Origin of the sequence: Micromonospora humidisoli (assembly GCF_016900955.1) — a bacterium.
GTDB classification, from domain to species: domain Bacteria; phylum Actinomycetota; class Actinomycetes; order Mycobacteriales; family Micromonosporaceae; genus Micromonospora; species Micromonospora wenchangensis.
The window spans coordinates 196,328-221,941 of the sequence record NZ_JAFEUO010000004.1; the positions used below are offsets into that span (position 1 = coordinate 196,328).

Annotated in this window: 26 protein-coding genes and 1 pseudogene; 10 read left to right on the forward strand and 17 right to left on the reverse strand. The window is 72.4% G+C overall.

The annotated features are described in order from the left end of the window. The first annotated feature begins 89 nt into the window (after nt 1–89). From JQN84_RS15680 to JQN84_RS15705, 6 genes are all read left to right on the forward strand, one after another. Complete coding sequence (locus tag JQN84_RS15680; protein WP_204959125.1) at nt 90–1,034, forward strand: TIGR04222 domain-containing membrane protein; 945 nt, start codon at nt 90–92, stop codon at nt 1,032–1,034. Next, nucleotides 1,031–1,849, forward strand: a complete 819-nt coding sequence (locus JQN84_RS15685) for an MbnB/TglH/ChrH family RiPP precursor modification enzyme (protein WP_204959126.1) — start codon at nt 1,031–1,033, stop codon at nt 1,847–1,849. The genes JQN84_RS15680 and JQN84_RS15685 overlap by 4 nt, the downstream gene beginning before the upstream one ends. Continuing rightward, nucleotides 1,846–2,337: an SCO6045 C-terminal-like domain-containing protein gene (locus JQN84_RS15690; RefSeq protein WP_204959127.1), complete on the forward strand. Its 492-nt coding sequence runs from the start codon at nt 1,846–1,848 to the stop codon at nt 2,335–2,337. Before JQN84_RS15685 ends, JQN84_RS15690 begins: the two co-directional genes overlap by 4 nt. A gap of 49 nt (nt 2,338–2,386) precedes the next feature. After that, nucleotides 2,387–3,139, forward strand: a complete 753-nt coding sequence (locus tag JQN84_RS15695) for an SDR family oxidoreductase (RefSeq protein WP_204959128.1) — start codon at nt 2,387–2,389, stop codon at nt 3,137–3,139. 98 nt (nt 3,140–3,237) lie between these two features. After that, on the forward strand, nt 3,238–3,804 hold the full coding sequence (gene mug / locus JQN84_RS15700) for a G/U mismatch-specific DNA glycosylase (protein WP_307821309.1): 567 nt from the start codon (nt 3,238–3,240) through the stop codon (nt 3,802–3,804). Between the two features lie 215 nt (nt 3,805–4,019). After that, complete coding sequence (locus JQN84_RS15705) at nt 4,020–4,454, forward strand: hypothetical protein (RefSeq protein WP_204959130.1); 435 nt, start codon at nt 4,020–4,022, stop codon at nt 4,452–4,454. A gap of 220 nt (nt 4,455–4,674) precedes the next feature. Here JQN84_RS15705 and JQN84_RS15710 read toward each other — a convergent pair whose 3' ends face one another. From JQN84_RS15710 to JQN84_RS15720, 3 genes are all read right to left on the reverse strand, one after another. Further along, on the reverse strand, nt 4,675–6,660 hold the full coding sequence (locus tag JQN84_RS15710; protein WP_204959614.1) for an ABC transporter ATP-binding protein: 1,986 nt from the start codon (nt 6,658–6,660) through the stop codon (nt 4,675–4,677). 126 nt (nt 6,661–6,786) lie between these two features. Beyond that, nucleotides 6,787–7,554, reverse strand: coding sequence for an enoyl-CoA hydratase/isomerase family protein (locus JQN84_RS15715; protein WP_204959131.1), 768 nt, complete (start codon nt 7,552–7,554; stop codon nt 6,787–6,789). Between the two features lie 43 nt (nt 7,555–7,597). Further along, nucleotides 7,598–7,825 (reverse strand): helix-turn-helix domain-containing protein, encoded by a 228-nt coding sequence (locus tag JQN84_RS15720; protein WP_007072022.1) that lies wholly within the window; start codon nt 7,823–7,825, stop codon nt 7,598–7,600. A 203-nt stretch (nt 7,826–8,028) separates the two neighbouring features. Between JQN84_RS15720 and JQN84_RS15725 the strand changes: the two genes are divergently transcribed. Next, complete coding sequence (locus tag JQN84_RS15725; RefSeq protein ID WP_204959132.1) at nt 8,029–8,631, forward strand: cadmium resistance transporter; 603 nt, start codon at nt 8,029–8,031, stop codon at nt 8,629–8,631. A gap of 53 nt (nt 8,632–8,684) precedes the next feature. On the opposite strand, the gene JQN84_RS15730 is transcribed toward JQN84_RS15725, so the two are convergent. Further along, nucleotides 8,685–10,289 (reverse strand): ABC-F family ATP-binding cassette domain-containing protein, encoded by a 1,605-nt coding sequence (locus JQN84_RS15730; protein WP_204959133.1) that lies wholly within the window; start codon nt 10,287–10,289, stop codon nt 8,685–8,687. Between the two features lie 246 nt (nt 10,290–10,535). Here JQN84_RS15730 and ypfJ point away from each other — a divergent pair, with 246 nt between their 5' ends. Then, on the forward strand, nt 10,536–11,453 hold the full coding sequence (ypfJ, locus tag JQN84_RS15735) for a KPN_02809 family neutral zinc metallopeptidase (RefSeq protein ID WP_204959615.1): 918 nt from the start codon (nt 10,536–10,538) through the stop codon (nt 11,451–11,453). Nucleotides 11,454–11,617: 164 nt separating this feature from the next. Here the strand turns inward: ypfJ and JQN84_RS15740 are convergent, their stop codons facing one another. The 10 genes and pseudogenes from JQN84_RS15740 to JQN84_RS15785 all read right to left on the reverse strand — a co-directional run bounded on the left by JQN84_RS15740 (nt 11,618) and on the right by JQN84_RS15785 (nt 19,445). Further along, nucleotides 11,618–12,283: an acVLRF1 family peptidyl-tRNA hydrolase gene (locus JQN84_RS15740; protein WP_204959134.1), complete on the reverse strand. Its 666-nt coding sequence runs from the start codon at nt 12,281–12,283 to the stop codon at nt 11,618–11,620. Between the two features lie 67 nt (nt 12,284–12,350). Further along, nucleotides 12,351–12,518 (reverse strand): annotated as a pseudogene (locus JQN84_RS15745) (lysine transporter LysE); the annotation flags it as partial. A gap of 150 nt (nt 12,519–12,668) precedes the next feature. After that, entirely contained in the window at nt 12,669–13,157 is a 489-nt protein-coding gene (locus JQN84_RS15750; RefSeq protein ID WP_204959135.1) for a metal-sulfur cluster assembly factor, read from the reverse strand. After that, nucleotides 13,154–13,630 carry a Fe-S cluster assembly sulfur transfer protein SufU gene (gene sufU, locus JQN84_RS15755; RefSeq protein ID WP_204959136.1) on the reverse strand — a complete coding sequence of 159 codons (477 nt, stop codon included), beginning with the start codon at nt 13,628–13,630 and terminating at the stop codon, nt 13,154–13,156. The genes JQN84_RS15750 and sufU overlap by 4 nt, the downstream gene beginning before the upstream one ends. Further along, nucleotides 13,630–14,934: a cysteine desulfurase gene (locus tag JQN84_RS15760; protein ID WP_204959137.1), complete on the reverse strand. Its 1,305-nt coding sequence runs from the start codon at nt 14,932–14,934 to the stop codon at nt 13,630–13,632. The genes sufU and JQN84_RS15760 overlap by 1 nt, the downstream gene beginning before the upstream one ends. 25 nt (nt 14,935–14,959) lie before the next feature. Then, complete coding sequence (gene sufC / locus JQN84_RS15765) at nt 14,960–15,733, reverse strand: Fe-S cluster assembly ATPase SufC (protein ID WP_088645041.1); 774 nt, start codon at nt 15,731–15,733, stop codon at nt 14,960–14,962. Continuing rightward, nucleotides 15,733–16,077 (reverse strand): non-heme iron oxygenase ferredoxin subunit, encoded by a 345-nt coding sequence (locus JQN84_RS15770; RefSeq protein ID WP_204959138.1) that lies wholly within the window; start codon nt 16,075–16,077, stop codon nt 15,733–15,735. The genes sufC and JQN84_RS15770 overlap by 1 nt, the downstream gene beginning before the upstream one ends. 1 nt (nt 16,078) lies before the next feature. Continuing rightward, nucleotides 16,079–17,221 carry a Fe-S cluster assembly protein SufD gene (gene sufD / locus JQN84_RS15775; RefSeq protein WP_204959139.1) on the reverse strand — a complete coding sequence of 381 codons (1,143 nt, stop codon included), beginning with the start codon at nt 17,219–17,221 and terminating at the stop codon, nt 16,079–16,081. A gap of 53 nt (nt 17,222–17,274) precedes the next feature. After that, nucleotides 17,275–18,705 carry a Fe-S cluster assembly protein SufB gene (gene sufB, locus JQN84_RS15780; RefSeq protein ID WP_204959140.1) on the reverse strand — a complete coding sequence of 477 codons (1,431 nt, stop codon included), beginning with the start codon at nt 18,703–18,705 and terminating at the stop codon, nt 17,275–17,277. Then, the gene (locus JQN84_RS15785; RefSeq protein WP_204959616.1) at nt 18,702–19,445 is read right to left on the reverse strand and encodes a helix-turn-helix transcriptional regulator; all 744 of its coding nucleotides are present in this window, start codon (nt 19,443–19,445) and stop codon (nt 18,702–18,704) included. The genes sufB and JQN84_RS15785 overlap by 4 nt, the downstream gene beginning before the upstream one ends. A 196-nt stretch (nt 19,446–19,641) precedes the next feature. On the opposite strand from JQN84_RS15785, the gene JQN84_RS15790 reads away from it, so the two are divergent. Further along, the gene (locus JQN84_RS15790; RefSeq protein ID WP_372445986.1) at nt 19,642–20,625 is read left to right on the forward strand and encodes a COX15/CtaA family protein; all 984 of its coding nucleotides are present in this window, start codon (nt 19,642–19,644) and stop codon (nt 20,623–20,625) included. A 53-nt stretch (nt 20,626–20,678) separates the two neighbouring features. Here JQN84_RS15790 and JQN84_RS15795 read toward each other — a convergent pair whose 3' ends face one another. The 3 genes from JQN84_RS15795 to JQN84_RS15805 all read right to left on the reverse strand — a co-directional run bounded on the left by JQN84_RS15795 (nt 20,679) and on the right by JQN84_RS15805 (nt 23,214). Further along, on the reverse strand, nt 20,679–21,593 hold the full coding sequence (locus JQN84_RS15795) for an ATP-grasp domain-containing protein (RefSeq protein ID WP_204959141.1): 915 nt from the start codon (nt 21,591–21,593) through the stop codon (nt 20,679–20,681). A 28-nt stretch (nt 21,594–21,621) separates the two neighbouring features. After that, nucleotides 21,622–21,954 carry a hypothetical protein gene (locus tag JQN84_RS15800; RefSeq protein WP_204959142.1) on the reverse strand — a complete coding sequence of 111 codons (333 nt, stop codon included), beginning with the start codon at nt 21,952–21,954 and terminating at the stop codon, nt 21,622–21,624. A gap of 300 nt (nt 21,955–22,254) precedes the next feature. Further along, nucleotides 22,255–23,214: a heme o synthase gene (locus JQN84_RS15805; RefSeq protein WP_204959143.1), complete on the reverse strand. Its 960-nt coding sequence runs from the start codon at nt 23,212–23,214 to the stop codon at nt 22,255–22,257. 264 nt (nt 23,215–23,478) lie between these two features. On the opposite strand from JQN84_RS15805, the gene tkt reads away from it, so the two are divergent. After that, entirely contained in the window at nt 23,479–25,608 is a 2,130-nt protein-coding gene (gene tkt, locus JQN84_RS15810) for a transketolase (protein ID WP_204959144.1), read from the forward strand. Nucleotides 25,609–25,614: the final 6 nt, after the last annotated feature.

Below are 25,614 nucleotides of genomic sequence, written 5' to 3' on the forward strand. Positions count from 1 at the left end.
TCGGTAACTCACCCACCGCCGCCGTGCCGGCGTGGCGGGGCTGTCCCACAATGGGGCCGCGATCCCCCCTCGCGCGACAGGAGCAGCCCATGAACACCCTTGCCGCAGCGGGCGACACCTGGGGCATCCCCGGCCCGCTCTTCCTGAAGCTCTACCTTCTGGTGGCCGTCGTCGCCGTGGTCGGCGTACTGGTGCACCGGCGGCGCACGACCGCCGGCCCCGACGCGACCGGTGCCGAACAGCTCGGTCCGCAGCAGGTCGCCTACCTCAACGGCGGCGACCAGCTCGCCATCTGGGCGGCGCTGGGTGGGCTGCGCGGCGCCGGCGCGATCGACGTCAAGTCGAACGGCCGGTTGGTCGCCACCGAGTCGGCACCCAGCGGGCTCACTCCGCTCGACCACGCGATCCGGCACGCCGCCCGCCGGTCGGTCGCCGCCCGCGAGCTGCGCCGCAACGGCGGGGTGACCCGCGCTCTGGAGGAGCTGCGGCAGGGGTTGGAGCAGCGCGGCCTGCTGATCGACGCCGACGGGGTACGGGCCCTGCGGCGCGGACGGAACCTGCTGCTGGTGCTGCTGGCCCTGGGCGTGGTGCGGCTGGCCTCCGGCCTGATCAACGGCCGGCCGGTCGGCTGGCTGCTGCTCGCCCTGGCCGGCCTCGGGGTGGCGTTCGCCCTGGTGGCCCGTACGCCCCGACGGACCAGGACGGCGAACGTGATGATGGGCCGCCTGCGCAGCGACAACCACCACCTCGCCCCCGACGTCTCCCCGGCCTACGCGACCTACGGTCCGGCCGGCGCGGCGATGGGGGTGGCCCTGTTCGGCACCGTCTCCCTCTACGCGCTCGACCCTGGCTTCGCAGCGCAGGCGGAGATCCAGCGGCAGGCGTTGAACGCGAGCAGCGGCAGTGGCTACACCGGTTCCTCGGGGGTCACGTGCGGCGGCGGCACCTCGTCGGGCGACAGCGGGTCGTCGTGCGGTGGTGGCAGCTCCTGCGGCGGTGGCGGCGGATGCGGCGGTGGCGGGTGCGGCGGATGACCCGGCCGCAGGGGGTGGGCATCGGCTGGCGGCCGGAGATCGCCGGTTTCGTCGGCGCGCTGCCCGGCCTGCGCTTCGTCGAGGTGGTGGCGGAGTCGCTCGCCCCCGACGGTCCCCTCCCACCGGGGCTGGCCGCGCTGCGGGGGCGCGACGTCACCGTCGTACCGCACGGGGTGCGGCTCTCCCTCGGCGGCGCGGAGCCGGTCGACCCGGCCCGGGTGACGCACCTGGCCCGGGTCGCCGAACTGGTCGACGCGCCGCTGGTCAGCGAGCACATCGCGTTCGTCCGGGCCGGTGGGCTGGAGGCCGGGCACCTGCTGCCGCTGCCCCGCACCCGGGAGGCGGTGGCGGCGGTGACGGCGAACGTCCGCCGGGCCCGGGCGGAGCTGCCGGTGCCGCTGGCGTTGGAGCCGATCGCCGCGCTGTTCGACTGGCCCGACGACGAGCTGGACGAGGCGGACTTCCTCACCGAGATCCTCGACGCCACCGACGCCGAGCTGCTGCTCGACGTGGCCAACGTCTATGCCAACGCCCGCAACCGGGGCCAGGACCCGCAGGCCCTGCTGGACCGGCTGCCGCTGGACCGGATCGCCTACGTGCACGTGGCCGGCGGGGCCGAGCACGGCGGGCTCTACCACGACACGCACACCGATCCGGTGCCCACCGAGGTGCTGGAGCTGGTCGGCGCGCTCTGCGCCGGCCGCCGCCCACCCGCGCTGCTGCTGGAACGCGACGGCCACTACCCGGCCGCCGACGTGCTGCGGGCCGAACTGGACGCCCTCGCCACCGTCGCCGGCCACCCGGTCGTCACGTGAGCGCCGCGCCCGCCGCCGAGCCTGGCCCGACCGGCCCCACCTCGCCGACGGGGCTGGCCGCCCGACAGGCCGCGCTGGTCGCCGCCCTGGTCGCGGGGGCCCCGCTACCGGCCGGCTTCGCCGCCGACCGGGTCGACGCCGCCCGGCGGGCACTGCTGCGCAAGCGGGCCGGTGAGGTCGCCCGGCACTGGCCGCTGCTCGCCGCCGGCCTCGGCGACGCCTGGCCGGCCACCTTCGCCGGCTGGGCGGCCGGCCGGCCCACCGCCGGCTCGCTGCGCGACGGCTGGGACCTCGCCCGCGCGCTGCGCGACCGGGGCACGCTCCCCCCGCTCGGCGAGCAGGAACTGGCGGCCCGCGAGGCCGCCCACCGCTACGACGGCCGGCACCCGCCGCGCCGCCGCCGGTTGCCGGCCCTGGCCCGCAGCGGCGACGCCGTCGCCCTCCAGCTCGCCGGCCGGGTACGCCTGCTGCGCCCCACCTCCCGCTGACCACCGGGCCGCCGCGCCGCCCCCCGCCGGATACGGCAGGATCGGTGGCATGGATCTCGGACTCACCGATCGGGTGTACGTGTTGACCGGCGCGTCCCGGGGGCTCGGCTTCGCGACCGCACGGTGCCTGGTCGCCGACGGGGCGCGGGTGGTCCTGTCGGCCCGGACGCCGGAGCGGGTCGCCGGGGCGGTCGACCTGCTGGGTGGACCCGGGCACGCCATCGGCCTCGTCGCCGACCTGGCCGACCCGAGTCTGCCCGAGCGGCTGGTGATCGCCGCGCGGGAACACTTCGGCCGGCTCGACGGCGCGCTCGTCTCGGTGGGTGGGCCGCCCGCCGGCACGGCCGCGCAGGTCAGCGACGCGCAGTGGCGGGAGTCCTTCGAGACGGTGTTCCTGGGCACCGTGCGCACGGCCCGGACGGTGGCCGCCGCGCTCACCGACGGCGGTGCGATCGGGCTGGTGCTGTCCACCTCGGCCCGGACCCCGATCACCGGCCTCGGCATCTCCAACGGGCTGCGACCCGGCCTCGCCGGGGTGGCCAAGGACCTGGCCGACGAGCACGGCCCGCGCGGCGTACGGGTGCTGGGCCTGCTGCCCGGTCGCTTCCTGACCGACCGTAACCGGGAACTGCTCGGCGACGACGAGACGGCCCGCGCCGCCGCCGAGGCGGGCATCCCGCTGCGCCGCATCGGCGATCCGGCCGAGTTCGGGCGGGTCGCCGCGTTCCTGCTCTCCCCCGCCGCCGGCTACGTCACCGGGGTCAGCGTGCCGGTCGACGGCGGCGCGCTGCGCAGCCTGTGACCCCGCGCCGCCGCTCAGCGGGGGCGGCTGGTGGTCACGGGGGGAGACCAGCACCGCCCAGCCCCGCCGCCGGCCCGACCCGGCCGGGCACGCCCCAGATCCGGCGGCCGGACCGGGCGGAGCTGGCCGCGGCGGCGGACCGCACCATCCCCGACGTGATCGGTCCCGGGCTGACGGTGCTCTTCGTCGGGATCAACCCGGGCCTGTGGTCGGCGGCCACCGGATGGCACTTCGCCCGGCCGGGCAACCGGTTCTGGCCGGCCCTGCACCGGGGTGGCTTCACCCCACGCCAACTGCACCCCAGTGAGCAGGACACGCTGCCCGGCTACGGCCTGGGCATCACCAACATGGTGGCGCGGGCCAGTGCCCGGGCCGACGAGCTGACCCCGGCGGAGCTGGTAGCGGGCGCGCGGACGCTGGTCGACAAGGTGACCCGGTACGGGCCGGCCTGGGTGGCCGTGGTCGGGGTGACCGCGTACCGGATCGGATTCGCCAGGCCCCGGGCGGGCTTCGGCCCGCAGCCGGAACCGCTGGCCGGCGCACGGCTGTGGGTACTGCCCAACCCGAGCGGCCTGAACGCCCACTTCACCCCGCAGACCCTGGGGGCCGCCTTCGGCGAGCTGCGCACGGCGGTGACCGGCCTCCCGCCGTCCCCCGCCGGCTGACCGCCGTCGCGCCGGGCACTCACGGTACGTCGCGTCGCGCGTTCACGATGTGTCGTGTAAATGCCGACATTAAGGCAATGAATTGTGCACGACGGATCGCATCACCATTGACACAGATTTATTTCGAGCGTGCTTTCGAGTTCACGTTGGTCTAACATTGGCCACGCAATCGGCAACACGCCGATAACGCATTTCCCCTCGTCTCGGGAGCAGTTATGCCACAAGTCCGTTCTTCCCGCTTCATCCGCCTGCTCGCCGCCGGTGCCGCCGGTGCCGCCGTGGTGGCCGCGCTGCCCGCGGTCAGCGCCCAGGCGGGCACCGCACCGATCAACGTCTCGGTCAAGGGTGGCTACAACAACAGCCAGTCCCTCGGCACCGCCACCGGAACCGTCACCGGGACGGGCAGCAACCAGGCGAGCTACTCGGTGACGCTGTGCGGGCAGAGCACCTACCCGAGTTCCCAGGTGACCATCAAGGGCGGCACCGCCACCGCTTACCACACCGTCTACTACCAGAACTGCGAGACGTTCACCGGCGACCTCGTCTCCAACTACGGATTTACCAACATCGAGGTCACCGTGTCCGGTTCCACCTTCTACCCGGGCAACCAATACACGACGTACACCAAGACCCGCACGATCTACTTCTGAGTTGCACCGCACGGCATGACGAAACGGGCACCTCATTGACGACCATCGGCTCAGCCGGCCGGTGAGTCGTGCCCCGGTGCCCGGCGTGGGGATCGCGTCGCAACAGGGACCAGGTCGGGGCCGCTCCCCCCGGCCTGGTCCCGTGTCGCGGGCGACGGCACGCCCTCGACCGGCGGCCCTGCACCCGCGCGGACACCGCCGTCACCGCTGCCCGGGTGCGTCAGTTGGCCACGGCCGGGGGCCGCGCCTCCTGGGCGACGTAGGTGCCCATCGGCACGGTGGTGACGATCGGCTCGGCCGGCTCGGCGGCTTCCAGGTATGGCGTGGGCGACTCGGCGACCGCGAACTGGGTGCGGTACAGCTCGGCGTAGAGCCCACCCACCGCGACCAGCTCGTCGTGCCGGCCCCGCTCGACGATCCGGCCGTCGTCGAGGACGAGGATCTGGTCGGCGTCGCGGACCGTGGAGAGCCGGTGCGCGATCACCAGCGCCGTCCGCCCGGTCAGCGCCACGGCCAGCGCCCGCTGCACCGCCGCCTCGCTCTCCGAGTCGAGGTGGGCGGTGGCCTCGTCGAGGATCACGATCGACGGGGCCTTGAGCAGCAGCCGGGCGATGGCGATGCGTTGCTTCTCCCCGCCGGAGAAGCGGTAGCCGCGCTCACCGACGGTCGTCTCCAACCCGTCGGGCAGGGCACGTACCAGGTCGGCCACCTGGGCGCCGGCCAGCGCCGCCCAGATCTCGTCGTCGGTGGCGTCCGGCTTGGCGTACCGCAGGTTCTCCGCGATCGTCTCGTGGAACAGGTGGGAATCCTGGGTGACCACGCCGATCTCGTCGCGCAGCGAGGCGAGGGTGGCGTCCCGGACGTCGACCCCACCGACCCGCACCTCGCCGTCGGTGACGTCGTAGATTCGGGAGATCAGCATGGACAGGGTCGACTTGCCGGCCCCCGACGGCCCGACCAGGGCCACCATCTGCCCCGGCTCGACCCGGAACGACACCCCCTTGAGCACCGGCTCGCCGACCGTCCGGTCGAGGGTGGCGACCTCCTCCAGCGAGGCCAACGAGACGTCGGCGGCGGCCGGGTAGCGGAACCGGACGTCGCGGAACTCGACCCGCCCGGCACCCCGGGGCACCGGCACCGCGTCGGGCTTCTCCTCGATGCCGGGACGCAGGTCGAGCACCTCGAAGACCCGGTCGAACGAGACCAGCGCGCTCATCACGTCGACCCGGACGTTGGACAGCGCGGTCAGCGGGCCGTAGAGGCGGGTCAGCAGCAGGGCGAGCGTGACCACGGTGCCGGCGCTGACCGCGCCGTTGACCGCCAGCCAACCGCCGAGGCCGTAGGTGAGCGCCTGGGCCAGCGAGGCGACCAGCAGCATCGCCACGAAGAAGGTGCGCGAGTACATCGCCGACTGGATGCCGATGTCGCGCACCCGCTCGGCCCGCGCGGCGAACCGGCCGGCCTCCACGTCGGGCGAGCCGAACAGCTTGACCAGCAGCGCCCCGGCCACCCCGAACCGCTCGGTCATGGTGGCGTTCATCTTGGCGTCGAGGTTGTAGGACTCCCTGGTGATCTCGGCCAGCCGCCGGCCCACCCGCCGGGCCGGGATCACGAAGATCGGCAGCAGGATCAGCGAGAGCGTGGTGATCTGCCAGGAGAGGGTGAACATCACCCCGGCGGTGAGCACCAGCTGGATGACGTTGCTGACCACCCCGGACAGGGTGGAGGTGAACGCCCGCTGGGCGCCCATCACGTCGTTGTTGAGCCGGCTGACCAGGGCCCCGGTCTGGGTCCGGGTGAAGAACTGCAACGGCATCCGCTGCACGTGGTCGTAGACCTTCGTACGCAGGTCGAGGATGATGCCCTCGCCGATGCGGGCCGAATACCAGCGTTGGACGAGGGAGAGGACCGCGTCGGCGACGGCCAGCCCGCCGATGACGAGGGCGAGCCGCACGACCGTGGCACCGGCCTCCGGCCCGCCGCCGCTGATCGCATTGATCACGTGGCCGGCGAGCACCGGGGTGGCCACCCCGATCACGGCGGCGACCACCACGGTCACCAGGAAGACGACGATGTCCCGCCGGTAGGGATGGGCGAACGCCATGATCCGTTTGGCGGTGCCGCGCTTGAGCCGGTGGGAGGAGACCTCGTCGCCGTGGCGGATCGAGCGCAGCATGCTCCAGCCGGCCATGTTGCCGCCCGTCATCGGGTTGGACATCGGTCACCTCCGGGTCGGGGCAGCACGCGCCGTCAGGTCGATTCTCCCGACGCCTACGACAACCTCGGTGGTAACCCGGCTCTTCCCGGGCAGTCCTTACCGACCGCCGGCCGGCTACTCACCCCGGCCCGCGAGGTCACGCAGCCGGCGGGTCTGCGCCTCACGCTCGGCCCGCTGCTGTTCGGTGTGGGAGCGGCCGGCGGCACCGGCGAGCAGCGCCTTGATCTCCACCACCGCGTCCCGGTCGCCGGCGAGCAGGCCGGCGGTGAGGTCACGGACCGCCGCGTCCAGCTCGGCGTTCGGCACCACCAGGTTGGCCAGGCCGATCCGGTCGGCCTCGGCGGCGTCCATCCGCCGGCCGGTGGCGCACAACTCCAGGGCGCGGGCATAGCCGACCAACTCGACCAGCCGCTTGGTGCCGGCCAGGTCGGGGACCAGACCGAGGGTCACCTCGGCCATCGACAGCTTGGCGTCCTCGGCGAGGACCCGCAGGTCGCAGGCGAGCGCGAGCTGGAAGCCCGCGCCGATGGCATGGCCCTGGACGGCCGCCACCGAGATCACGTCGGGGCGGTGCAGCCAGGTGAAGCCCTGCTGGTAACCGGCGATACGGTCGGCACACTCCTGCTCGGGCAGGGTGGACAGCTCGGCGAAGGAACCAGGCCCCTGGGCACCGGCCACCGACAGGTCGAGGCCGGCGGAGAACGACCGCCCCTCGCCGCGTACCACCACGACGCGCACGTCGCCGGGGAGATCCCGGGAGAAGCCGCTCATCGCGCGCCACATCGCCGGAGTCTGGGCGTTGAGCACGTCGGGCCGGCACAACGTGACCGTCGCGACCGGCCCGTCACAGTGCAGTAGCACCCCGGTCGTCTCGGCGGTCACCGGACCGCCCGGGGCGTGCTGACGGACGACGCTGGTGGGCGGGTCACGCCTTCTTGCGACGCCGGGCGCCGCCGCGCTGTCGCAGCTGCACACCGGACTCGGTGAGCACGCGGTGGATGAACCCGTAGGATCGCCCGGTCGAGGCGGCGAGCGCGCGGATGCTCTCCCCGCCGGTGTACCGCTTTACCAGGTCCTTGGCGAGCGTCTGACGCTCGGCTCCGACGATCCGGCGACCCTTCTCAGTGCTGGTGGCTGTGCCAGTGGCTGCCATGCTGATTCCTCACGTCCCAGACTGTGCGGTTCGATACGGTCCCACCTATTAGACCGTCTCGAACGATCATGCGCCAGATATCAACTCTTCGCCAACCGACACGCTATGCAGTGTCGTCAACCCGATAGAGTGACCCTCATCCCGGCCCGCGGCTGCTAGCACGCCGTGACGGACCTGGTGAACGGCCCGTACCCTTCCCGGTCGTGACCGACCTCCTGGGCGACGTGAGCGGGGCGGCGGCCGTCTTCGGCGCCACCAACCTCGACGACATCGTGGTGCTGACCGTACTCTTCGTGACCGCCCGCGGTACGGGACGACCCCGCCCGTGGCAGATCGTCACCGGCCAGTACCTGGGCATCGCCGCCCTCGTCGCGGCCGCCCTGGTGGTCGCCGCCGGCCTGCTGGTGGTGCCCGACCCGTGGACCGGCCTGCTCGGGCTGCTGCCGATCGGGCTCGGGGTCCGTGCGTTGCTGGCCCGCACCGACGACGACACGCCACCGGCCGTGGTCGGCGGTCTGCTCGGGGTCGCCGGGGTGACGGTCGCCAACGGCGCGGACAACATCGCCGTCTACGTCCCGGTGTTCCGCTCCCTCGACCCGACCACCGGACTGGTCTACCTGCTGGTCTTCGCGCTCCTGGTCGCCGTCTGGTGCGGTGCTGCCGCGCTGCTCGGCGGGCACCCCCGGGTGGTCCGCCTGGTCGGCCGGGCCGGGCACCGGCTGGTCCCCGTCATCTTCGTGGGCATCGGCCTGGTGATCCTGGTCAGCTCGGGCGTCCTCGGCCGGCTGGCCGCGGACGCCCACTGACCACCGGCCGGCCCCGCCCGTCGACCACACCTGTCGTCGTGGGCGGGGTCGGGTCAGGCCAGTTCGACCAGTTCGAGGAGGTCGTCGCTCCAGGCGTCCTCGTCGCCGTCGGGGAGCAGGATCGCCCGGTCCGGCTTGAGCGCGAGCACCGCACCAGGGTCGTGGGTGACCAGCACGATCGCGCCGGGATAGTTGGCGATGGCGTCGAGCACCTGCTCCCGGCTGACCGGGTCGAGGTTGTTCGTCGGCTCGTCCAGCAGCAGCACGTTCGCGCCGGAGCAGACCAGGGTCGACAGGGCGAGCCGGGTCTTCTCGCCACCGGAGAGCACCCCGGCGGGCTTGTTCACGTCCTCGCCGGAGAACAGGAAGGCACCGAGGATCTTGCGCAGGTCGGTGTCGGACTGCTCGATCGCCGCCGCCCGCATGTTCTCCAGCACCGTGCGCTCCACGTCCAGCGTCTCGTGCTCCTGGGCGTAGTAGCCCAGCCGCAGGCCGTGCCCGGCGTGCACCTCGCCGGTGTCCGGCGGGAGCAGTCCACCGAGCATCCGCAGCAGCGTGGTCTTGCCGGCGCCGTTGAGCCCGAGGATGGCCACCCGGGAACCCCGGTCCACCGCGACGTTCACGTCGGCGAAGATCTCCAGCGAGCCGTACGACTTGGACAGGCCGGTCGCGGTCAGCGGGGTCTTGCCACACGGCGCGGGGTTGGGGAACCGGACCTTCGCCACCCTGTCGGAGACGCGTACCTCCTCCAGGCCCGAGATCAGCTTCTCGGCCCGCCGGGCCATGTTCTGCGCGGCGACGGTCTTGGTGGCCTTGGCCCGCATCTTGTCGGCCTGCGCCATCAGGGCGCCGGCCTTCTTCTCGGCGTTGGCCCGCTCCCGGCGGCGGCGACGCTCGTCGGTCTCCCGCGCCGCCAGGTACGCCTTCCAGCCCAGGTTGTAGACGTCGACCACGGAACGGGTGGCGTCGAGGAACCAGACCTTGTTGACCACCGACTCCAACAGCGAACCGTCGTGGGAGATCACGATCAGCCCGCCCTTGTGGTTGGCGAGGAAACCGCGCAGCCAGGTGATCGAGTCGGCGTCGAGGTGGTTGGTGGGCTCGTCGAGCAGCAGGATGCCGCCGCCGTTCTCGCCCGCGTCGCGGAACAGGATGCGGGCCAGCTCGATGCGGCGGCGCTGACCGCCGGAGAGGGTGCCGATGGTCTGGGCGAGGGCCCGGTCGGGCAGCCCCAGGTTGGCGCAGATCCGGGCGGCCTCGGCCTCGGCCGCGTACCCGCCCAGCGAGGCGAACTGGTCCTCCAGCGCGCCGTAGCGGCGGACCAGTTTGTCGTCGGCGCCGTCGGCGAGCCGCTGCTCGATCTCCGACATCTGGGCCATCAGCACGTCCAGCCCCCGGGCGGAGAGCACCCGGTCCCGGCCGGTGACCTCCAGGTCGCCCGTACGCGGGTCCTGCGGCAGGTACCCGATGGCGCTGCGCCTGTCGATCTGCCCGGCGTACGGCTGCCCCTCGCCGGCCAGTACCTTGAGGGTCGTGGTCTTGCCGGCACCGTTGCGCCCGACCAGTCCGATCCGGTCACCGGGCTGCACCCGCAGGGTGGTGTCGGACAGGAGGATCCGGGAGCCGGCGCGTAGTTCCAGGCCGGTGACACTGATCATTTCCGGTACTCGCTCTCGGGGGTCTGGAAGGGCTGACTCAGGGCACGCGAAAGCGCCGGCGGGTCGGTGGTTCCCGTCGGCGCGGGGCGGTTCAGCCTTCGCAGCGCAGCACCAGACAAGTGTACCGGGCGGCCCGACGCACACCGTCCGGATTACCGCACAAGATCATCGGGTACCGAAAACACCGTCCGGACCCGGTCCGGGACCGCAACCCTCAAACGTGACGAATCGGTGATCGGGGTCAACATGGAGCTGAACGAGAACGCGCAGGTCGACACCGGCCAGGTGGACGACCGGCGGGGGTCCGGCGGGGGCGGCGGGGCGGGCATCCCGATACCCCTCCCGGGCGGCGGCGGGCGCGGCGGCATCGTCGGCCTCATCATCGCCGTGCTGGTGGCCCTGGTGGGCGGCGGTTTCGGGCTGAACGCCATGACCGGTGGCGGGTCCGAAACGGGCGACAACACGGCGCTGGAGCAGAAGTGCTCCGCCGACGACGCGCTCAAGCAGCTGGACTGCCGCAACACCCTCTACGTCAACTCGATCCAGGCGTACTGGCGCACCGCACTGCCGGAGCGGTTCGGCCAGCAGTACCAGCCATCCAAGACGGTCTTCTTCAGCCAGGGCGTCAACACCGGCTGCGGCCAGGCCGACTCCGGCGTCGGGCCGTTCTACTGCCCCGCCGACGACCTGGTCTACATCGACCTGACCTTCTACCAGACCCTCGCCGACCAGCTCGGCGCGGAGGGTGAGTTCGCCCAGCCGTACGTGCTGGCCCACGAGTACGGCCACCACGTACAGGACCTGCTCGGCACCGAGGCGCAGATGCGCCGCCAGCAGCAGCGGGACCCGGGCAGCGCCAACGCGCTCTCGGTCAAGCTGGAACTCCAGGCCGACTGCTACGCGGGCGCGTGGGCCAAGAACGCCACCGGCACCGCCGACGAGCAGGGCCAGAAGATCTTCAAGAGCATCACCGAGCAGGACATCGCGCAGGCGATCGACACCGCCGAGAAGATCGGCGACGACGCCATCTCCAAGCGGGCCAACCGCCCGGTCAACTCGGAGGAGTTCACCCACGGCTCCTCCGAGCAGCGCAAGCAGTGGTTCACCAAGGGCTACACCACAGGTGACCCGAAGTCCTGCGACACCTTCGGCGGCAGCCTCTGACCGGTACCGGTCGGCAGGTCACGGCGGTCCGCGGGGCTAAACGCCCCCCGGCCGCCGTCGTCGTTCCCGGGCGAGGGTGGGCCGGGGTGTGGCCGGCCCAGGGGCGTGCGACGGCCGGGACGTGGGCCGGTGCGGGGCGGGGGGCGGGGGGCCGGGGGCCGGGATCAGGCCGGGTCGCGGACCAGGACGTGCACCGCGCGGGCGGCGGCGATCGCGCCGACCAGCACCGCGTGCCGGGGTTCGGGCACGTCGAGCAACCGCTCGGCCCGCAACCCGGCGAGCGGGGCCAACCGCCGGTCGGCCAGGACCGTGTCGACGGCCCGCCGGTCGCCGCCGCAGACCAACGCCGCCAGCGTCGCCGCCTCCGGCAGCAGCAGCCGTACGGCCAGTTCCGCCGCGTCGCCCAGGGCCGCCCTGGCCTGGTTGTCCCGCCGCCTGGCGAACCGCTGCTGCGACCAGCCCCCGGCGGCGGTACGACCCTGCACGTATCGGGTGTCCACCTTGGAGACCAGCAGTTCGGTGCCGAGCGCCACCCCGACCGCCACCGCGCCCTTGCGGGCGAGCAGCAGCCCGAGCCGGCGGGGCGCGACGGCGGCGTCGACGAACCCCGGCACGTCGTCGACCGGCCGGGCCGCCTCCCCGGTGCCGCCGCCCGGTGGGAGGTGCAGCTCGGCGGTCGCCCCGTCGGCGGCGGCGAGCAGCAGGCCGTACCCCTGCGGGGAGACGACGGGCGGGCCGTGCCGGTCGGCGAAACCCTCCACCCAGCGGGCGACGCGGGTCGGATCGACCTCGATCCACCGGCCGCCACCGGCCGCGGGTCGGCTGCTCATCACCCGACCGTACGGCACGACAGGCGACCGCCCGGCGGGCGGCTCACCGGACGACCAGCATGGAGACCGCCAGAGCGGCGTAGAGCCCGTCGGCGGTGGCGACGCCGAATGCGGCACCCGCGCCGACCCGCAACGAGGTACGGGCGCTGAGCCCGAGGATGAGCACCGCGATCGCGCCGACCGGGACGGCGACCCCGTAGCCGGCCACCAGCCCGGACAGGAGGGCGGCGGTCATGACGGCAGGTCACGGGCCGAGCCGCACCCCGGACGGGCCTGCTGGCAACGGGGGCCGGACACCCCGACATCGGCCCCGGCGAGTCGATCACCCCACCGAACACGGGCGCGGCACCCGGGTGGGTGCCGCGCCCGTGAGTCGGACCGGAGGTCAGACGTTGAAGCCGAGGGAACGGAGCTGGTCCCGCCCCTCGTCGGTGATCTTGTCCGGCCCCCACGGCGGCAGCCAGACCCAGTTGATCCGGATGTCGTCGACCAGTCCCCCACCGGGGCCGGTGGTCAACGCCTGCCGGGCCTGGTCCTCGATCACGTCGGTGAGCGGGCAGGCCGCCGAGGTCAGCGTCATGTCCAGGGTGGCGACGTTCTGGTCGTCCACGTGCACGCCGTACACCAGGCCGAGGTCGACCACGTTGATGCCGAGTTCGGGGTCGACGACGTCCTTCATCGCCTCCTCGATGTCGGCGACGGCCGCCCGGGCACCGGCCGACGCGGCGGCCTCCACCGGACCGTCGGCGACCGGGGTCGCGGCGGTGTCCGCCGGGCCGGTGGCACCGTTGGTGGCCGGCGGCGTCACCGCGTCGGTCGTCGTGCTGGCGTCGCCGGTCTCCGGCGTCGCCGCGGTAGCGGTGTTCTCGCTCATGCCTCCACCTCCGTCGGGCTCACGCCCACCCCCGCGCGTGCCGCGGCGTCCTTGAACGCCATCCACGGCAGCAGCGCGCACTTGACCCGGGCCGGGTAGCGGGCGACACCCGCGAACGCCACCCCGTCACCGAGTAGTTCCTCGTCCGGCGTGACCTGGCCACGGCCGGACATCAACGCCACGAATCCCGCGTGCACGGCGGCGATCTCCTCCGCGCACCGGCCGGAGAGCCGGTCGTACAGCACGCTCGCCGACGCCTGGCTGATCGAACAGCCGACCCCGTCGTAGGAGATGTCGACCACGATGTCGTCGACGGCGGCCACCCGTACGGTGACCTCGTCGCCGCAGGTCGGGTTGACGTGGTGCGCCTCGCCCACCTCGGCGTCGGGGTCGTCGGCGTCGCGCAGCCCACGCCCCTGCGGGCGCTTGTAGTGATCCAGGATGATCTCCTGGTAGAGCTGGTCCAGCTGCATCAGTCGAAGATCCTCCGCACCTGTTCGAGACCCGCCACCAGGGCGTCGATCTCCTCCGTGGTGGTGTACAGGTAGAACGACGCCCGGGTCATCGCCGGCACCCCGAACCGGGTGCAGACCGGCTTGGCGCAGTGGTGGCCCACCCGCACCTGCACGCCGAGGGAGTCGAGGACCTGCCCGACGTCGTGCGGGTGCACGTCGCCGAGCGCGAACGAGATGGTGCCGCCCCGGCCGACCGGCACCGTCGGGCCGAAGATCCGCAGACCCGGCACGGTCGCGAGGGCGTCCAGCGCGTACGCGGTCAGCTCCTTCTCGTGCCACTGGATCGCCCGCATCCCGACGCCGGTGAGGTAGTCGACCGCCGCGCCCAGCGCGACCGCCTCGGCGATCGGCGGGGTGCCCGCCTCGAACCGGGCCGGCGGCGCGGCGAACGTGGACCGGGCCATCGACACCGTCTCGATCATCGAACCGCCGCCCATGACCGGGGGCATCGCGGCGAGCAGCTCGCCCCGGCCCCACAGCACGCCGATGCCGGTCGGCCCGCACATCTTGTGCCCGGTGAAGACGATGAAGTCGGCGTCCAGGTCGACCACGTCGATCGGCTGGTGCGGCACCGACTGCGAGCAGTCGAGCAGCAGCAGCGCACCCACCTGACGGACCCGTTCGGTGATCCGGGCGGTGGCGTTGACCGTGCCGAGGATGTTGGAGGTGTGTACCAGCGCGACGATCTTCGTCCGCTCGGTGACCAGGTCCGCCAGCCCCGACTCGTCCAGCCGGCCGGTGTCGGTGACCGGGAACCAGCGCAGCGTCGCGCCGGTCCGCTCGGCCAGCAACTGCCACGGGACGATGTTCGAGTGGTGCTCCATCTCGGAGATCACGATCTCGTCGCCGGGGCCGAGCCGGAACCGCTCGTCGGCGTCCGCGCGCAGCGAGGCGTTGGAGAAGGCGTACGCCACGATGTTGATCGCCTCGGTGGAGTTCTTGGTGAACACCACCTCGTCGACGCTCGGCGCGTTGACGAACGCGGCGATCTTCGCCCGCGCCCCCTCGTACGCCTCGGTCGCCTCGGTGCCCAGGGTGTGCACCGAGCGCGACACGTTGGCGTTGTGCATCGCGTAGTGCCCGGCGAGCACGTCGAGCACCTGCCGGGGCTTGTGCGAGGTGTTGGCGCTGTCGAGGTAGACCAGCCGGTGCCCGTTGACCTGCCGGTCGAGGATCGGGAAGTCGGCCCGCACCGCGGCCACGTCGAAGCGCGGCACGTCGTCGTACTGCGGCATCCCGTCCGGGATGGCGATGGTGGTCATCTCAGCGGTCCCCGTCCGTGTGTGCTCAGGCCCGCGCCGCGCCGGCCCCGGCGACGTACCGCTCGTAGCCCTCGTCCTCGAGCTTGTCGGCCAGCTCCGGGCCGCCCTGCTCGACGATCCGGCCGGCCACGAAGACGTGCACGAAGTCGGGCTTGATGTAGCGCAGGATGCGGGTGTAGTGGGTGATCAGCAGCAGGCCGGTGTCGCCGGTGTCGCGGACCCGGTTGACCCCCTCGCTGACCACCCGCAGCGCGTCCACGTCGAGGCCGGAGTCGGTCTCGTCGAGGATGGCGATCTTGGGCTTGAGCAGCTCCAGCTGCACGATCTCGTGCCGCTTCTTCTCGCCGCCGGAGAAGCCCTCGTTGACGTTGCGCTGGGCGAACGCCGGGTCCATCTGGAGCTTCTCCATCGCCCCGCGCAGCTCGCCGCCCCAGGTACGCAGCTTCGGGGCCGCGCCGTCGATGGCGGTCTTGGCGGTCCGCAGGAAGTTCGCCACCGAGACGCCGGGCACCTCGACCGGGTACTGCATGGCCAGGAAGAGGCCGGCGCGGGCCCGCTCGTCGACGGTCATCTCCAGCACGTCGACGCCGTCGAGGGTCACCGAACCACCGGTGATCTCGTACTTGGGGTGACCGGCGATCGAGTACGCCAGGGTCGACTTGCCGGAGCCGTTCGGGCCCATGATCGCGTGGGTCTCCCCCGACCGCACGGTCAGGTCGACACCGGACAGGATCGGCTTGAGCTCACCCTCGGGCAGCTTGACCGACACCTTCAGGTCGCGGATCTCCAGGGTGCTCATTATCGGGTCACTCCATTGCTCGGCGTCGGGCGGCCGTCGGCGCCCACGGGAAGGTAGATGTCGCCGTCGCGGACCTCGACGGCGTAGACGGGAACGGGTTCGGTGGCGGGCAGCCCGCTGGGCTCGCCCGTGCGCAGGTCGAACCGGGAACCGTGCAGCCAGCACTCCAGCGTGCAGCCCTCGACCTCACCCTCGGAGAGGGCCACCGAGGCGTGCGAGCACTCGTCGTGGACGGCGTAGAACCCGCCGTCGGTGCCGTGCACCACGGCGATCGGGGTGCCGTCGACGTCGGCGCTGATCACGGTGCCTTTCGGCACGTCCTCCGTCGCGCAGATCCGGATCATGTCAGGCCCCGGCCTTCGAGAGCCGGGCCTCGATGGCGTCCCCCAGCCGCTCGCGCAGCGACTCGACCGGGATCTTGTTGATCACCTCGGCGAAGAAGCCCCGGACCACCAGGCGACGCGCCTCGTCCGCCGGGATGCCCCGGGCCATCAGGTAGAACAACTGCTCGTCGTCGAACCGGCCGGTCGCGCTGGCGTGGCCGGCGCCGGCGATCTCGCCGGTCTCGATCTCCAGATTGGGTACGGAGTCCGCCCGCGCGCCGTCGGAGAGCAACAGGTTCCGGTTGATCTCGTACGTGTCGGTGCCGGTCGCCTCGGCCCGGATCAGCACGTCGCCCACCCAGACGGTGTGCGCCTGCTCGCCCTGCAACGCGCCCCGGTAGCCGACGTACGAGCGGCAGTCCGGCACGTTGTGGTCGACGAGCTGGCGGTGCTCCAGGTGCTGGCCGCCGTCGGCGAAGTAGACGCCGTACAGCTCGGCCTCGCCACCCCGGCCGGTGTACTCGACGGTGGTGGACTGGCGGACCAGATCCCCGCCCAGGCTGACCTGGATGTGCGACACCTTGGCGTCGCGGCCGAGGCGGACCTTCAGGTGCTGCGCCTGCACCGCGTCGGCGGCCCAGTCGGCCACCGTGACCAGGGTCAGCTTCGCCCCGTCGGCCACCGCCACCTCGACGTTGTCGGCGAGCGTCGTCGCGCCGACGTGCTCCAGCACCAGCACCACCTCGGCGAACCGGCCCACGTCGACGAACGTGTGCCCGAAGGCCAGCGCGGCGGCGTCGTCCCCGACCACCCGCAGGCTCACCGGCGCGTCGAGCACGGCCTCGGCCGCGACCTCGACCAGCAGCGCCTCACCGGCACCGCCGTAGGCCAGCGCGCTGACCCGGTCGACCGGGGTGAGCACGCTGCCCACCCGGGGGTCGTCCCGGCCGATCCGCCCGACGGTGACGCCGGCCGGCAGGTCGGCGTACTCGTGGCGGACCGTGCCGGTGGCGGCCTGCGCCCCGCCGGTCAGCCCACGGAGCCGCTTGAGCGGGGTGAAGCGCCACTCCTCCTCCAGGCCGGTCAGGGCCGGGAAGTCGGCGACGTCGTACGAGCGGAGCGCCTGCGACTTGGTGCTGGGCGGCGCGGAAGCCTGGATAGTCATCTCTTCCTTGGTCTGTCTGTCCGGGACGACGGTGTCGTGGGGCGGGGGCGGCGTCAGCCGACCGCGCCCTCCATCTGGAGTTCGATCAGGCGGTTGAGCTCCAGGGCGTACTCCATCGGGAGTTCCTTGGCGATCGGCTCGATGAAGCCGCGCACGATCATCGCCATCGCCTCGTCCTCGCTCAGCCCCCGGCTCATCAGGTAGAAGAGCTGGTCGTCGCTGATCTTGGAGACGGTCGCCTCGTGCCCCATCGACACGTCGTCCTCGCGGATGTCGACGTACGGGTAGGTGTCCGAGCGGGAGACGGTGTCGACCAGCAGCGCGTCGCACTTGACCGTGCTGCGGCTGTGGTGCGAGCCCTCCAGCACCTGCACCAGCCCCCGGTACGAGGTACGGCCGCCGCCCCGGGCGATCGACTTCGACACGATGGTGCTGCTGGTGTGCGGCGCGGCGTGCACCATCTTGGCCCCGGCGTCCTGGTGCTGGCCCTCACCGGCCATCGCCACCGAGAGCACCTCGCCCTTGGCGTGCTCGCCGGTCATGTAGACCGCCGGGTACTTCATGGTCACCTTCGAGCCGATGTTGCCGTCGACCCACTCCATGGTGGCGCCCTCGTGGCAGACGGCCCGCTTGGTGACCAGGTTGTAGACGTTGTTCGACCAGTTCTGGATGGTCGTGTAGCGGCAGCGCGCGTTCTTCTTGACGACGATCTCGACGACCGCGCTGTGCAGCGAGTCGGACGAGTAGAGCGGCGCGGTGCAGCCCTCGACGTAGTGCACGTACGCGCCCTCGTCGACGATGATCAGCGTCCGCTCGAACTGGCCCATGTTCTCGGTGTTGATCCGGAAGTACGCCTGCAGCGGGATCTCCACGTGCACGCCCTTCGGCACGTAGATGAACGACCCACCCGACCACACGGAGGTGTTCAGCGCGGCGAACTTGTTGTCGCCGACCGGGATCACCGTGCCGAAGTACTCCTTGAAGACGTCCTCGTGCTCCTTGAGGGCGGTGTCGGTGTCCAGGAAGAGGACACCCTGCTCCTCCAGGTCCTCGCGGATCTTGTGGTAGACCACCTCGGACTCGTACTGTGCCGCGACCCCGGCGACCAGCCGCTGCTTCTCGGCCTCCGGGATGCCCAGCCGGTCGTAGGTGTTCTTGATGTCCTCCGGCAGGTCCTCCCAGCTGGTGGCCTGCTTCTCGGTGGAACGCACGAAGTACTTGATGTTGTCGAAGTCGATCCCGGTGAGGTCGGCGCCCCAGGACGGCATCGGCTTGCGGCCGAACAGCCGCAGACCCTTGAGCCGCAGGTCGAGCATCCAGGCCGGCTCGTTCTTCTTGGCCGAGATGTCCCGCACCACCGCCTCGCTGAGGCCGCGCTGGGCGGCGGCCCCGGCGACGTCGGGGTCGGCCCAGCCGTACTCGTAGCGACCGAGGGCGGCGAGCTGCTCTTCCTGGGTCAGGGGCTGGACGATCTGCTCGGTCATCTATCTGTCCTCACAGTGGTGACGGTGTTACCGGACTGGGCGCGCGGCTGGGCCGGAATGTGCGTGGTGCACACCCCGTCGCCGTGCGCGATGGTGGCCAGACGCTGCACGTGGGTGCCGACCAGACGGGAGATGACCGCCGTCTCGGCCTCGCACAGCTGGGGGAACTCGGCGGCCACGTGCGCCACCGGGCAGTGGTGCTGGCAGAGCTGCCCGCCCGAGGCGATCGTCGACGCGTTGGCAGCGTAGCCCTCGGCGGTGAGCGCACCGGCGAGAGCCTCGGACCGGGCCAGCGGATCGTCGCCGGCGTCCTCCATGGCGGCCCGGCAGCGGGCCTCCAGCGCGGCGACCTGGTCGGCGGCGAACGCCTCGACCGCGTCCGGGCCGCCGTTGCGGGCGATCCAGCGCAGCGCGGCGGTGGCCATGTTGTCGTAGTGGTGGGTGCCGCAACGCCCCCGGGCCGCGTCGGTGAGCAGGAAGACCTTCGCCGGTCGACCCCGCCCCCGGCTGCCCCGCACGGTCTGCTCCCGGGCGACCACGTCGCCGTCGGCGAGCATCGCGTCGAGGTGCCGGCGGATCGCGGCCGGGCTGAGACCGAGCGCCGAGCCGAGCTGGCCGGCGGTGGCCGCCCCCTGCTCCAGCAGGAGCCGGGTCACCCGGTCACGGGTGGACAGGTCGGTGGGGGCCTCCGGTGCCGGGGCGGCAGTGGCACGCCGCGCGGCCTCCGCACCCCGTAGCACGGCACGGCGGGAGCGCACACCGACGCCGACGGCCGGGGTGGCCGTCGGCGAATGCCCGGAGAGCGCCGCCGCGTTTTTCACAACGCCAACGTTACGTAATTCGCCGGGGGCCCGCAAACCCGACCCCGGTGATTCCGCCCACCGGGGTGGCGGAGTCACCCGATCGGGATCAACTACGGTGCGTAGGATTCGCGGCGTGAAGCGATCCGTCCGGTTTCCGGTCCCCGCCGCGCTGGCCCGCCTGCTCGATCGCCGCCCGGTCTCGACCACCCTGCTGCGCCGCCTCGCGTACGCCTCGATCGTGGCCAACGTGGCCATCGTGGTGACCGGCGGGGCCGTCCGGCTCACCGCGTCCGGGCTGGGCTGCCCGACCTGGCCCCGGTGCACCGACGCGTCGTACACCACGACGGCCGAGATGGGCGTGCACGGGGTGATCGAGTTCGGCAACCGGCTGCTCACCTTCGCCGTCGGGGCGATCGCGCTGGCCACCCTGCTGGCCGTGCTGGCCCACCGGCCCCGCCGCGCCGGGCTGCGTCCGCTGGCGGTGGCGGTGTTCCTCGGCATCCCCGCGCAGGCCGTGCTCGGCGGGATCACCGTGCTGACCGACCTCAACCCGTGGGTGGTGGGGCTGCACTTCCTCGCCTCGATGGCGGTCATCGCCGCCGCGTACGCCCTCTGGCGGCGGATCGTCGACCCGGACGGGCCGGCGGTGCCGGTGGTGCCCGGACCGCTGCGTACCCTCGCCCGGCTGACCACCGCCGTCAGCGTCGCGGTGCTGGTGGTCGGTACCTGGGTGACCGGCAGCGGGCCGCACGCCGGTGACCACGGGGCGGCCCGCAACGGGCTGGACCCGGAGACGATCTCCCAGGTCCACGCCGACGGGGTGTTCCTGCTGATCGGGCTGTCCGTCGCGCTGGTCCTGGCGTTGCGGGCGGTCGGCGCGGCCGGCCCGGCCCGCGCCGCGCTGGTACTGGTCGCGGTGGAGCTGGGGCAGGGCCTGATCGGCTTCGTGCAGTACTTCACCCACCTGCCGGGCGTGCTGGTCGCCGCACACATGCTGGGTTCCTGCCTGGTGCTGCTGGCCACCCTGGCGGTGCTCTGGTCGACCCGGGAGCGCCGGCCGGTCGCCGGCGACCCGGTGGCACCGCCAGCCGAGCAGCGGGTGCCGGCCGCCGTCTGAGCCTTCCCGGGGCCGGCCGGGGCGAAGCGGCGCGGGCGCCGGGCCCGGCCGGGTCAGTGGCGGGCGAGGTGGACCAGCACCGCGTCGGCCAGCCGCTCGGCGGCGCCGTCGGCGTGGCCGAGGAACAGTGACGGCTCGGTCAGCTCCAGCTCGATCAGCACAGGTGCGCCGTCCGGGCCGGGGATCAGGTCCACCCGGGCGTAGAGCAGCCGCCGCGCGCCACCGGGGACCTCGGCCAGCACCCGCCCGGCGACGGCCAACTGCTCCCCGGTGGGGGTACGCGCGTCGATCCGCTCCGGCCGGTACAGCCCCTCGACGCCCAGATCCGGGCCGTCGAGCATGGCGCCCTTACGGATGGCGTGGCTGAACGTCAGGCCGTCCGGGCCGGCCACGAAGAGCAGGGCGGTCTCCCCGGCGGTGTCCACCGCGTCCAGGTACGGCTGGACCATGGCGGTCCGACCGGCGGCCGTCAGCCGGCGTACGTGCGCCACGGCCAGGTCCCGGTGGGCGGGGTCGGCGGGGTCGTAGCGGCCGGTGTCGAGGCTGCCGGCGCTGACCGTCGGCTTGACCACGTACCGGCCGGGGGTCGGGGGCGGGGCCCAGTCGTCGCCCGGCACGACCCAGGAGGTCGGCACGGTGGGCACCCCGGCGGCGGCGAGTTCCCCGAGGTAGCGCTTGTCGGTGTTCCACCGCACCACGTCGCCGGGGTTGACCAGGGTCGGCACCGACGCGGCCCAGGCGACGAACTCGTCGCGGCGCGGGGCGTAGTCCCAGGGCGAGCGGAGCACCACCAGGTCGTAGCCGGCCCAGTCGACGCGGGGGTCGTCCCAGACGGCCGCCTCGACGGTGACGCCCCGGGCCGCCAGCGGGGCGAGCACGAGCCGGTCGTCGGGGTAGAGGTCGGCGAAACGGGAGCAGGTGACGAGAGCGACCCGGGGTCTCCCCCGGGTCGGCTGGTGGTGGGTCACGGTGTCGTCGGTCGAAGGGGCATCCGGGTCAGCGGGCCATCGTGCGCCGGGCCATCGACCGCCACAGGTCGTTGCTCGGCCGCATCTGGTCCATCAGCTCACGCTCCCAGGCGTTCTCGACGGTGACTCCCGCCTGGGCGCACGCCTCCCGGGCGGTCACGGTGTCCTCGGCGAACTGGTCGCCCCACGCACCGTCGGTGCCGACCAGGACGATCCGGGCACCACGCTTGCCGACGTACTCGATGACCGCCTTCGCGCCGCCGTGGGAGGCCGCGAAGGACCTGATCCCCGCGACCAGCCCGGTGGGGGCCGCTCCGGCGGTCTGCTCGGCCGTCATCGTCGTATCGGAACCTTCTGCCATGACGCGAAGCCTAAGCAGACTTGTGCACCTGCGCGCGAGAATCATGAACTATTTGTGATACCAATTACCCGAGGGTTTATCGGAAGCCCAATGTGCATTGCCCGGTTATGTCCGGATAAGGGTACGCATAACGACCAGGTGGGATCGACCCGATGTGTCCATCTTGTGGCACTCATCGGACCCGGAAAAATCTCATCATCCGGACAGGGGGCCGAACCGGAAGCGGCGTGTCGCGACCGCCCGCCGGGCGTACCGGGCCCGCCGCACCGCCCCCGGGACACCCGGCGGGCGCGGCGGAGGTCAGAGCAGGGCGTCGAGGGCCACCGCGACGAACACGATGGTCAGGTAGGTCGTCGACCAGTGGAACAGCCGCATCGGCTTGACCGGCTCACCCCGGGTCACCCGCCGGCAGAGCTTGTGCGCCTCGACCAGGAAGACCGCGCCCACCACGGCGGTCGGCACCCCGTAGACCGCGCTCATGCCCAGCGGCCACAGCGCCAGCGAGGTAGCCACCGTCAGCCAGGCGAAGATCAGGATCTCGGCGTTCACCCGCCGGGGCGAGGCCACCACCGGCAGCATCGGGATGCCGGCGCGGGCATAGTCGTCCTTGTATTTCATCGCCAGCGGGTAGAAGTGCGGCATCTGCCAGAAGAAGACCACCGCGAACAGCACCCAGGCCGCCGGGGCCAGCGACCCGGTCACCGCCGCCCAGCCGATCAGCACCGGCGCCGCCCCGCAGGCCCCGCCCCAGAAGGTGTTCGCCGTCGTGGTGCGCTTGAGCCAGAGCGTGTAGACCAGGTCGTAGTAGACGATCGCGGCCAGCGTCAGCGCGGTGGCCAGCAGGTTGGTGAACGTCGCCATCAGCGCGACCGAGACCGCCGCCAGCACCAGCCCGAAGACCAGGGCGCTGCGGGGCGAGACGGTGTGCGCCGGCAGCGGACGCCGCTTGGTGCGCCGCATCAACTGGTCGATGTCCCGGTCGATGTAGCAGTTCAGCACGCTCGCCGCACCGGCGGCCAGGGAACCGCCGACCAGCACCACGGCCATCAGCCACAGCGACGGCAGGCCACCGTCGGCGAGCATCATCGCCGGCACCGTGGTCACCAGCAGCAGCTCCACGATGCGCGGCTTGGTGAGGGTCACGTACGCCGACACCACCGCCCGGACGTCCCGCCGACGGGCAGTCGGCCGCCCGTCCACCGTGCGCACCGGCGGCTGCCCGGCAGGGTTGCTGACGGGGCGCTCGGTGATCATGCTCACGGATTGCCACCTTCCGGCGTCGGCAGGGGAAGTCGGTTCGGCGGGACCCCGTCGGGGTCCACACACCGCACCACACACTACGCGTCGTCGTTTTCGCTGCCCGGGCGACCCGACAACGGTGCGGGCCGTCACACCTGGCGGATGACCGAACGATCCGGCCGGCCCGCACGTAACTGCCTGCTGAGATCCCCGGGCGGACGTTTAGACCCGCTCGATAGGGTCACCAGTGAGGGTTCCGCCCATCTGCCGAGGAGCACAACCATAGTGGCTGCCAACCGACCCGCACTCAACTGGACCGACCTCGACCGCCGGGCCGTCGACACCGTCCGCGTCCTGGCCATGGATGCCGTGGAGAAATCCGGCAACGGCCACCCCGGCACCGCGATGAGCCTCGCGCCCGCGGCGTACCTGCTGTTCAACCGGGTGATGCGGCACAATCCGGCCGACCCGAACTGGCCCGGCCGGGACCGGTTCGTCCTGTCCGCCGGGCACTCCAGCCTCACGCTCTACATCCAGCTCTTCCTGTCCGGCTACCCGCTGAGCCTGGACGACCTGAAGTCGCTGCGGCAGTGGGGCTCGCTCACCCCGGGCCACCCGGAGCACGGCCACACCCCCGGTGTCGAGACCACCACCGGCCCGCTCGGGCAGGGCCTGGGCAACGCGGTCGGGATGGCGATGGCGGCCCGCCGCGAGCGGGGCCTGTTCGATCCCGAGAGCGAGCCGGGGCAGTCGGTCTTCGACCACCAGATCTGGTGCATCGCCTCCGACGGCGACATCGAGGAGGGCATCAGCCACGAGGCGAGCGCCCTGGCCGGCCACCAGCAGCTGGGCAACCTCACGCTGATCTACGACGACAACGAGATCTCCATCGAGGACGACACCCGCATCGCCAAGAGCGAGGACGTGGCGGCCCGCTACGCGGCGTACGGCTGGCACGTGCAGACCGTCGACTGGCGGGCCGGCGACGCCGACCAGGGCGACTACCACGAGGACGTCGAGGCGCTCTACCAGGCGCTGCTGGCGGCGAAGGCCGAGACCGGCCGGCCCTCGTTCATCGCGCTGCGCACCATCATCGGCTGGCCCGCGCCCAACAAGAAGAACACCGGCAAGATCCACGGCTCGGCGCTCGGCGTCGACGAGGTGAAGGCCACCAAGGAGATCCTCGGCTTCGACCCGCAGCAGACCTTCCAGGTCGACGAGGAGGTGCTCGCGCACGCCCGGGGGGTGCTGACCCGCGGCGGCGAGGACGAGCAGGCGTGGACCGGCGAGTTCGACGGCTGGGCGCAGGCCAACCCGGAGCGCAAGGCGCTCTACGACCGGATCGCCGGCCGGGTGCTGCCGCAGGGCTGGACGGACGCGCTGCCGGTCTTCCCCGCCGACGCCAAGGGCGTGGCCACCCGGGCCGCCTCCGGCAAGGTGCTGGAGGCGCTCGCCCCGGTGCTGCCGGAGCTGTGGGGCGGCTCGGCCGACCTGGCCGAGAGCAACAACACCACCATGAAGGGCGAGCCGTCGTTCATCCCGGCCGCCCACGCCACCAAGGACTTCCCCGGCCACGAGTACGGCCGCACGCTGCACTTCGGCATCCGTGAGCACGCCATGGGCGCGATCCTCAACGGCATCGCCCTGCACGGCGGCACCCGCCCGTACGGCGGCACCTTCCTGGTGTTCAGCGACTACATGCGCCCGTCGGTACGGCTCGCCGCCCTGATGAAGCTGCCGGTGACGTACGTCTGGACGCACGACTCGATCGGTCTCGGCGAGGACGGCCCGACCCACCAGCCGGTGGAGCACCTGACCGCGCTGCGTGCCATCCCCGGCCTGGACGTGGTCCGCCCGGCCGACGCCAACGAGACCGCCTGGGCGTGGCGGCAGGCGCTGGAGCACACCGACCGGCCGACCGCGCTGGCGCTGAGCCGGCAGCCGCTGCCGACCCTGGACCGGGAGACGTACGCGGGCGCGGAGGGCACCGCCAAGGGCGGCTACGTGCTGGCCGAGGCGTCCAACGGCAAGCCGCAGGTGATCATCGTGGGCACCGGTTCCGAGGTGCAGCTCTGCCTCACCGCGCGGGAGCGGCTGGAGGCCGACGGCACCCCCACCCGGGTCGTCTCGATGCCCTGCCAGGAATGGTTCTACGAGCAGGACGAGGCATACCGTGAGTCGGTGCTGCCGCGCGGGGTGCAGGCCCGGGTGAGCGTCGAGGCCGGGATCGGGATGTCCTGGCGGGGCATCGTCGGCGACCTGGGCGAGAGCGTCAGCCTGGAGCACTACGGCGCCAGCGCCCCGCACACCGTGCTGTTCGAGCAGTTCGGCTTCACCCCCGACCGGATCGTCGCCGCCGCACACGCGGCGCTGACCCGGGTGGGCGACATCACCGGTTTCACGACCGGCAACTGAGGGGAG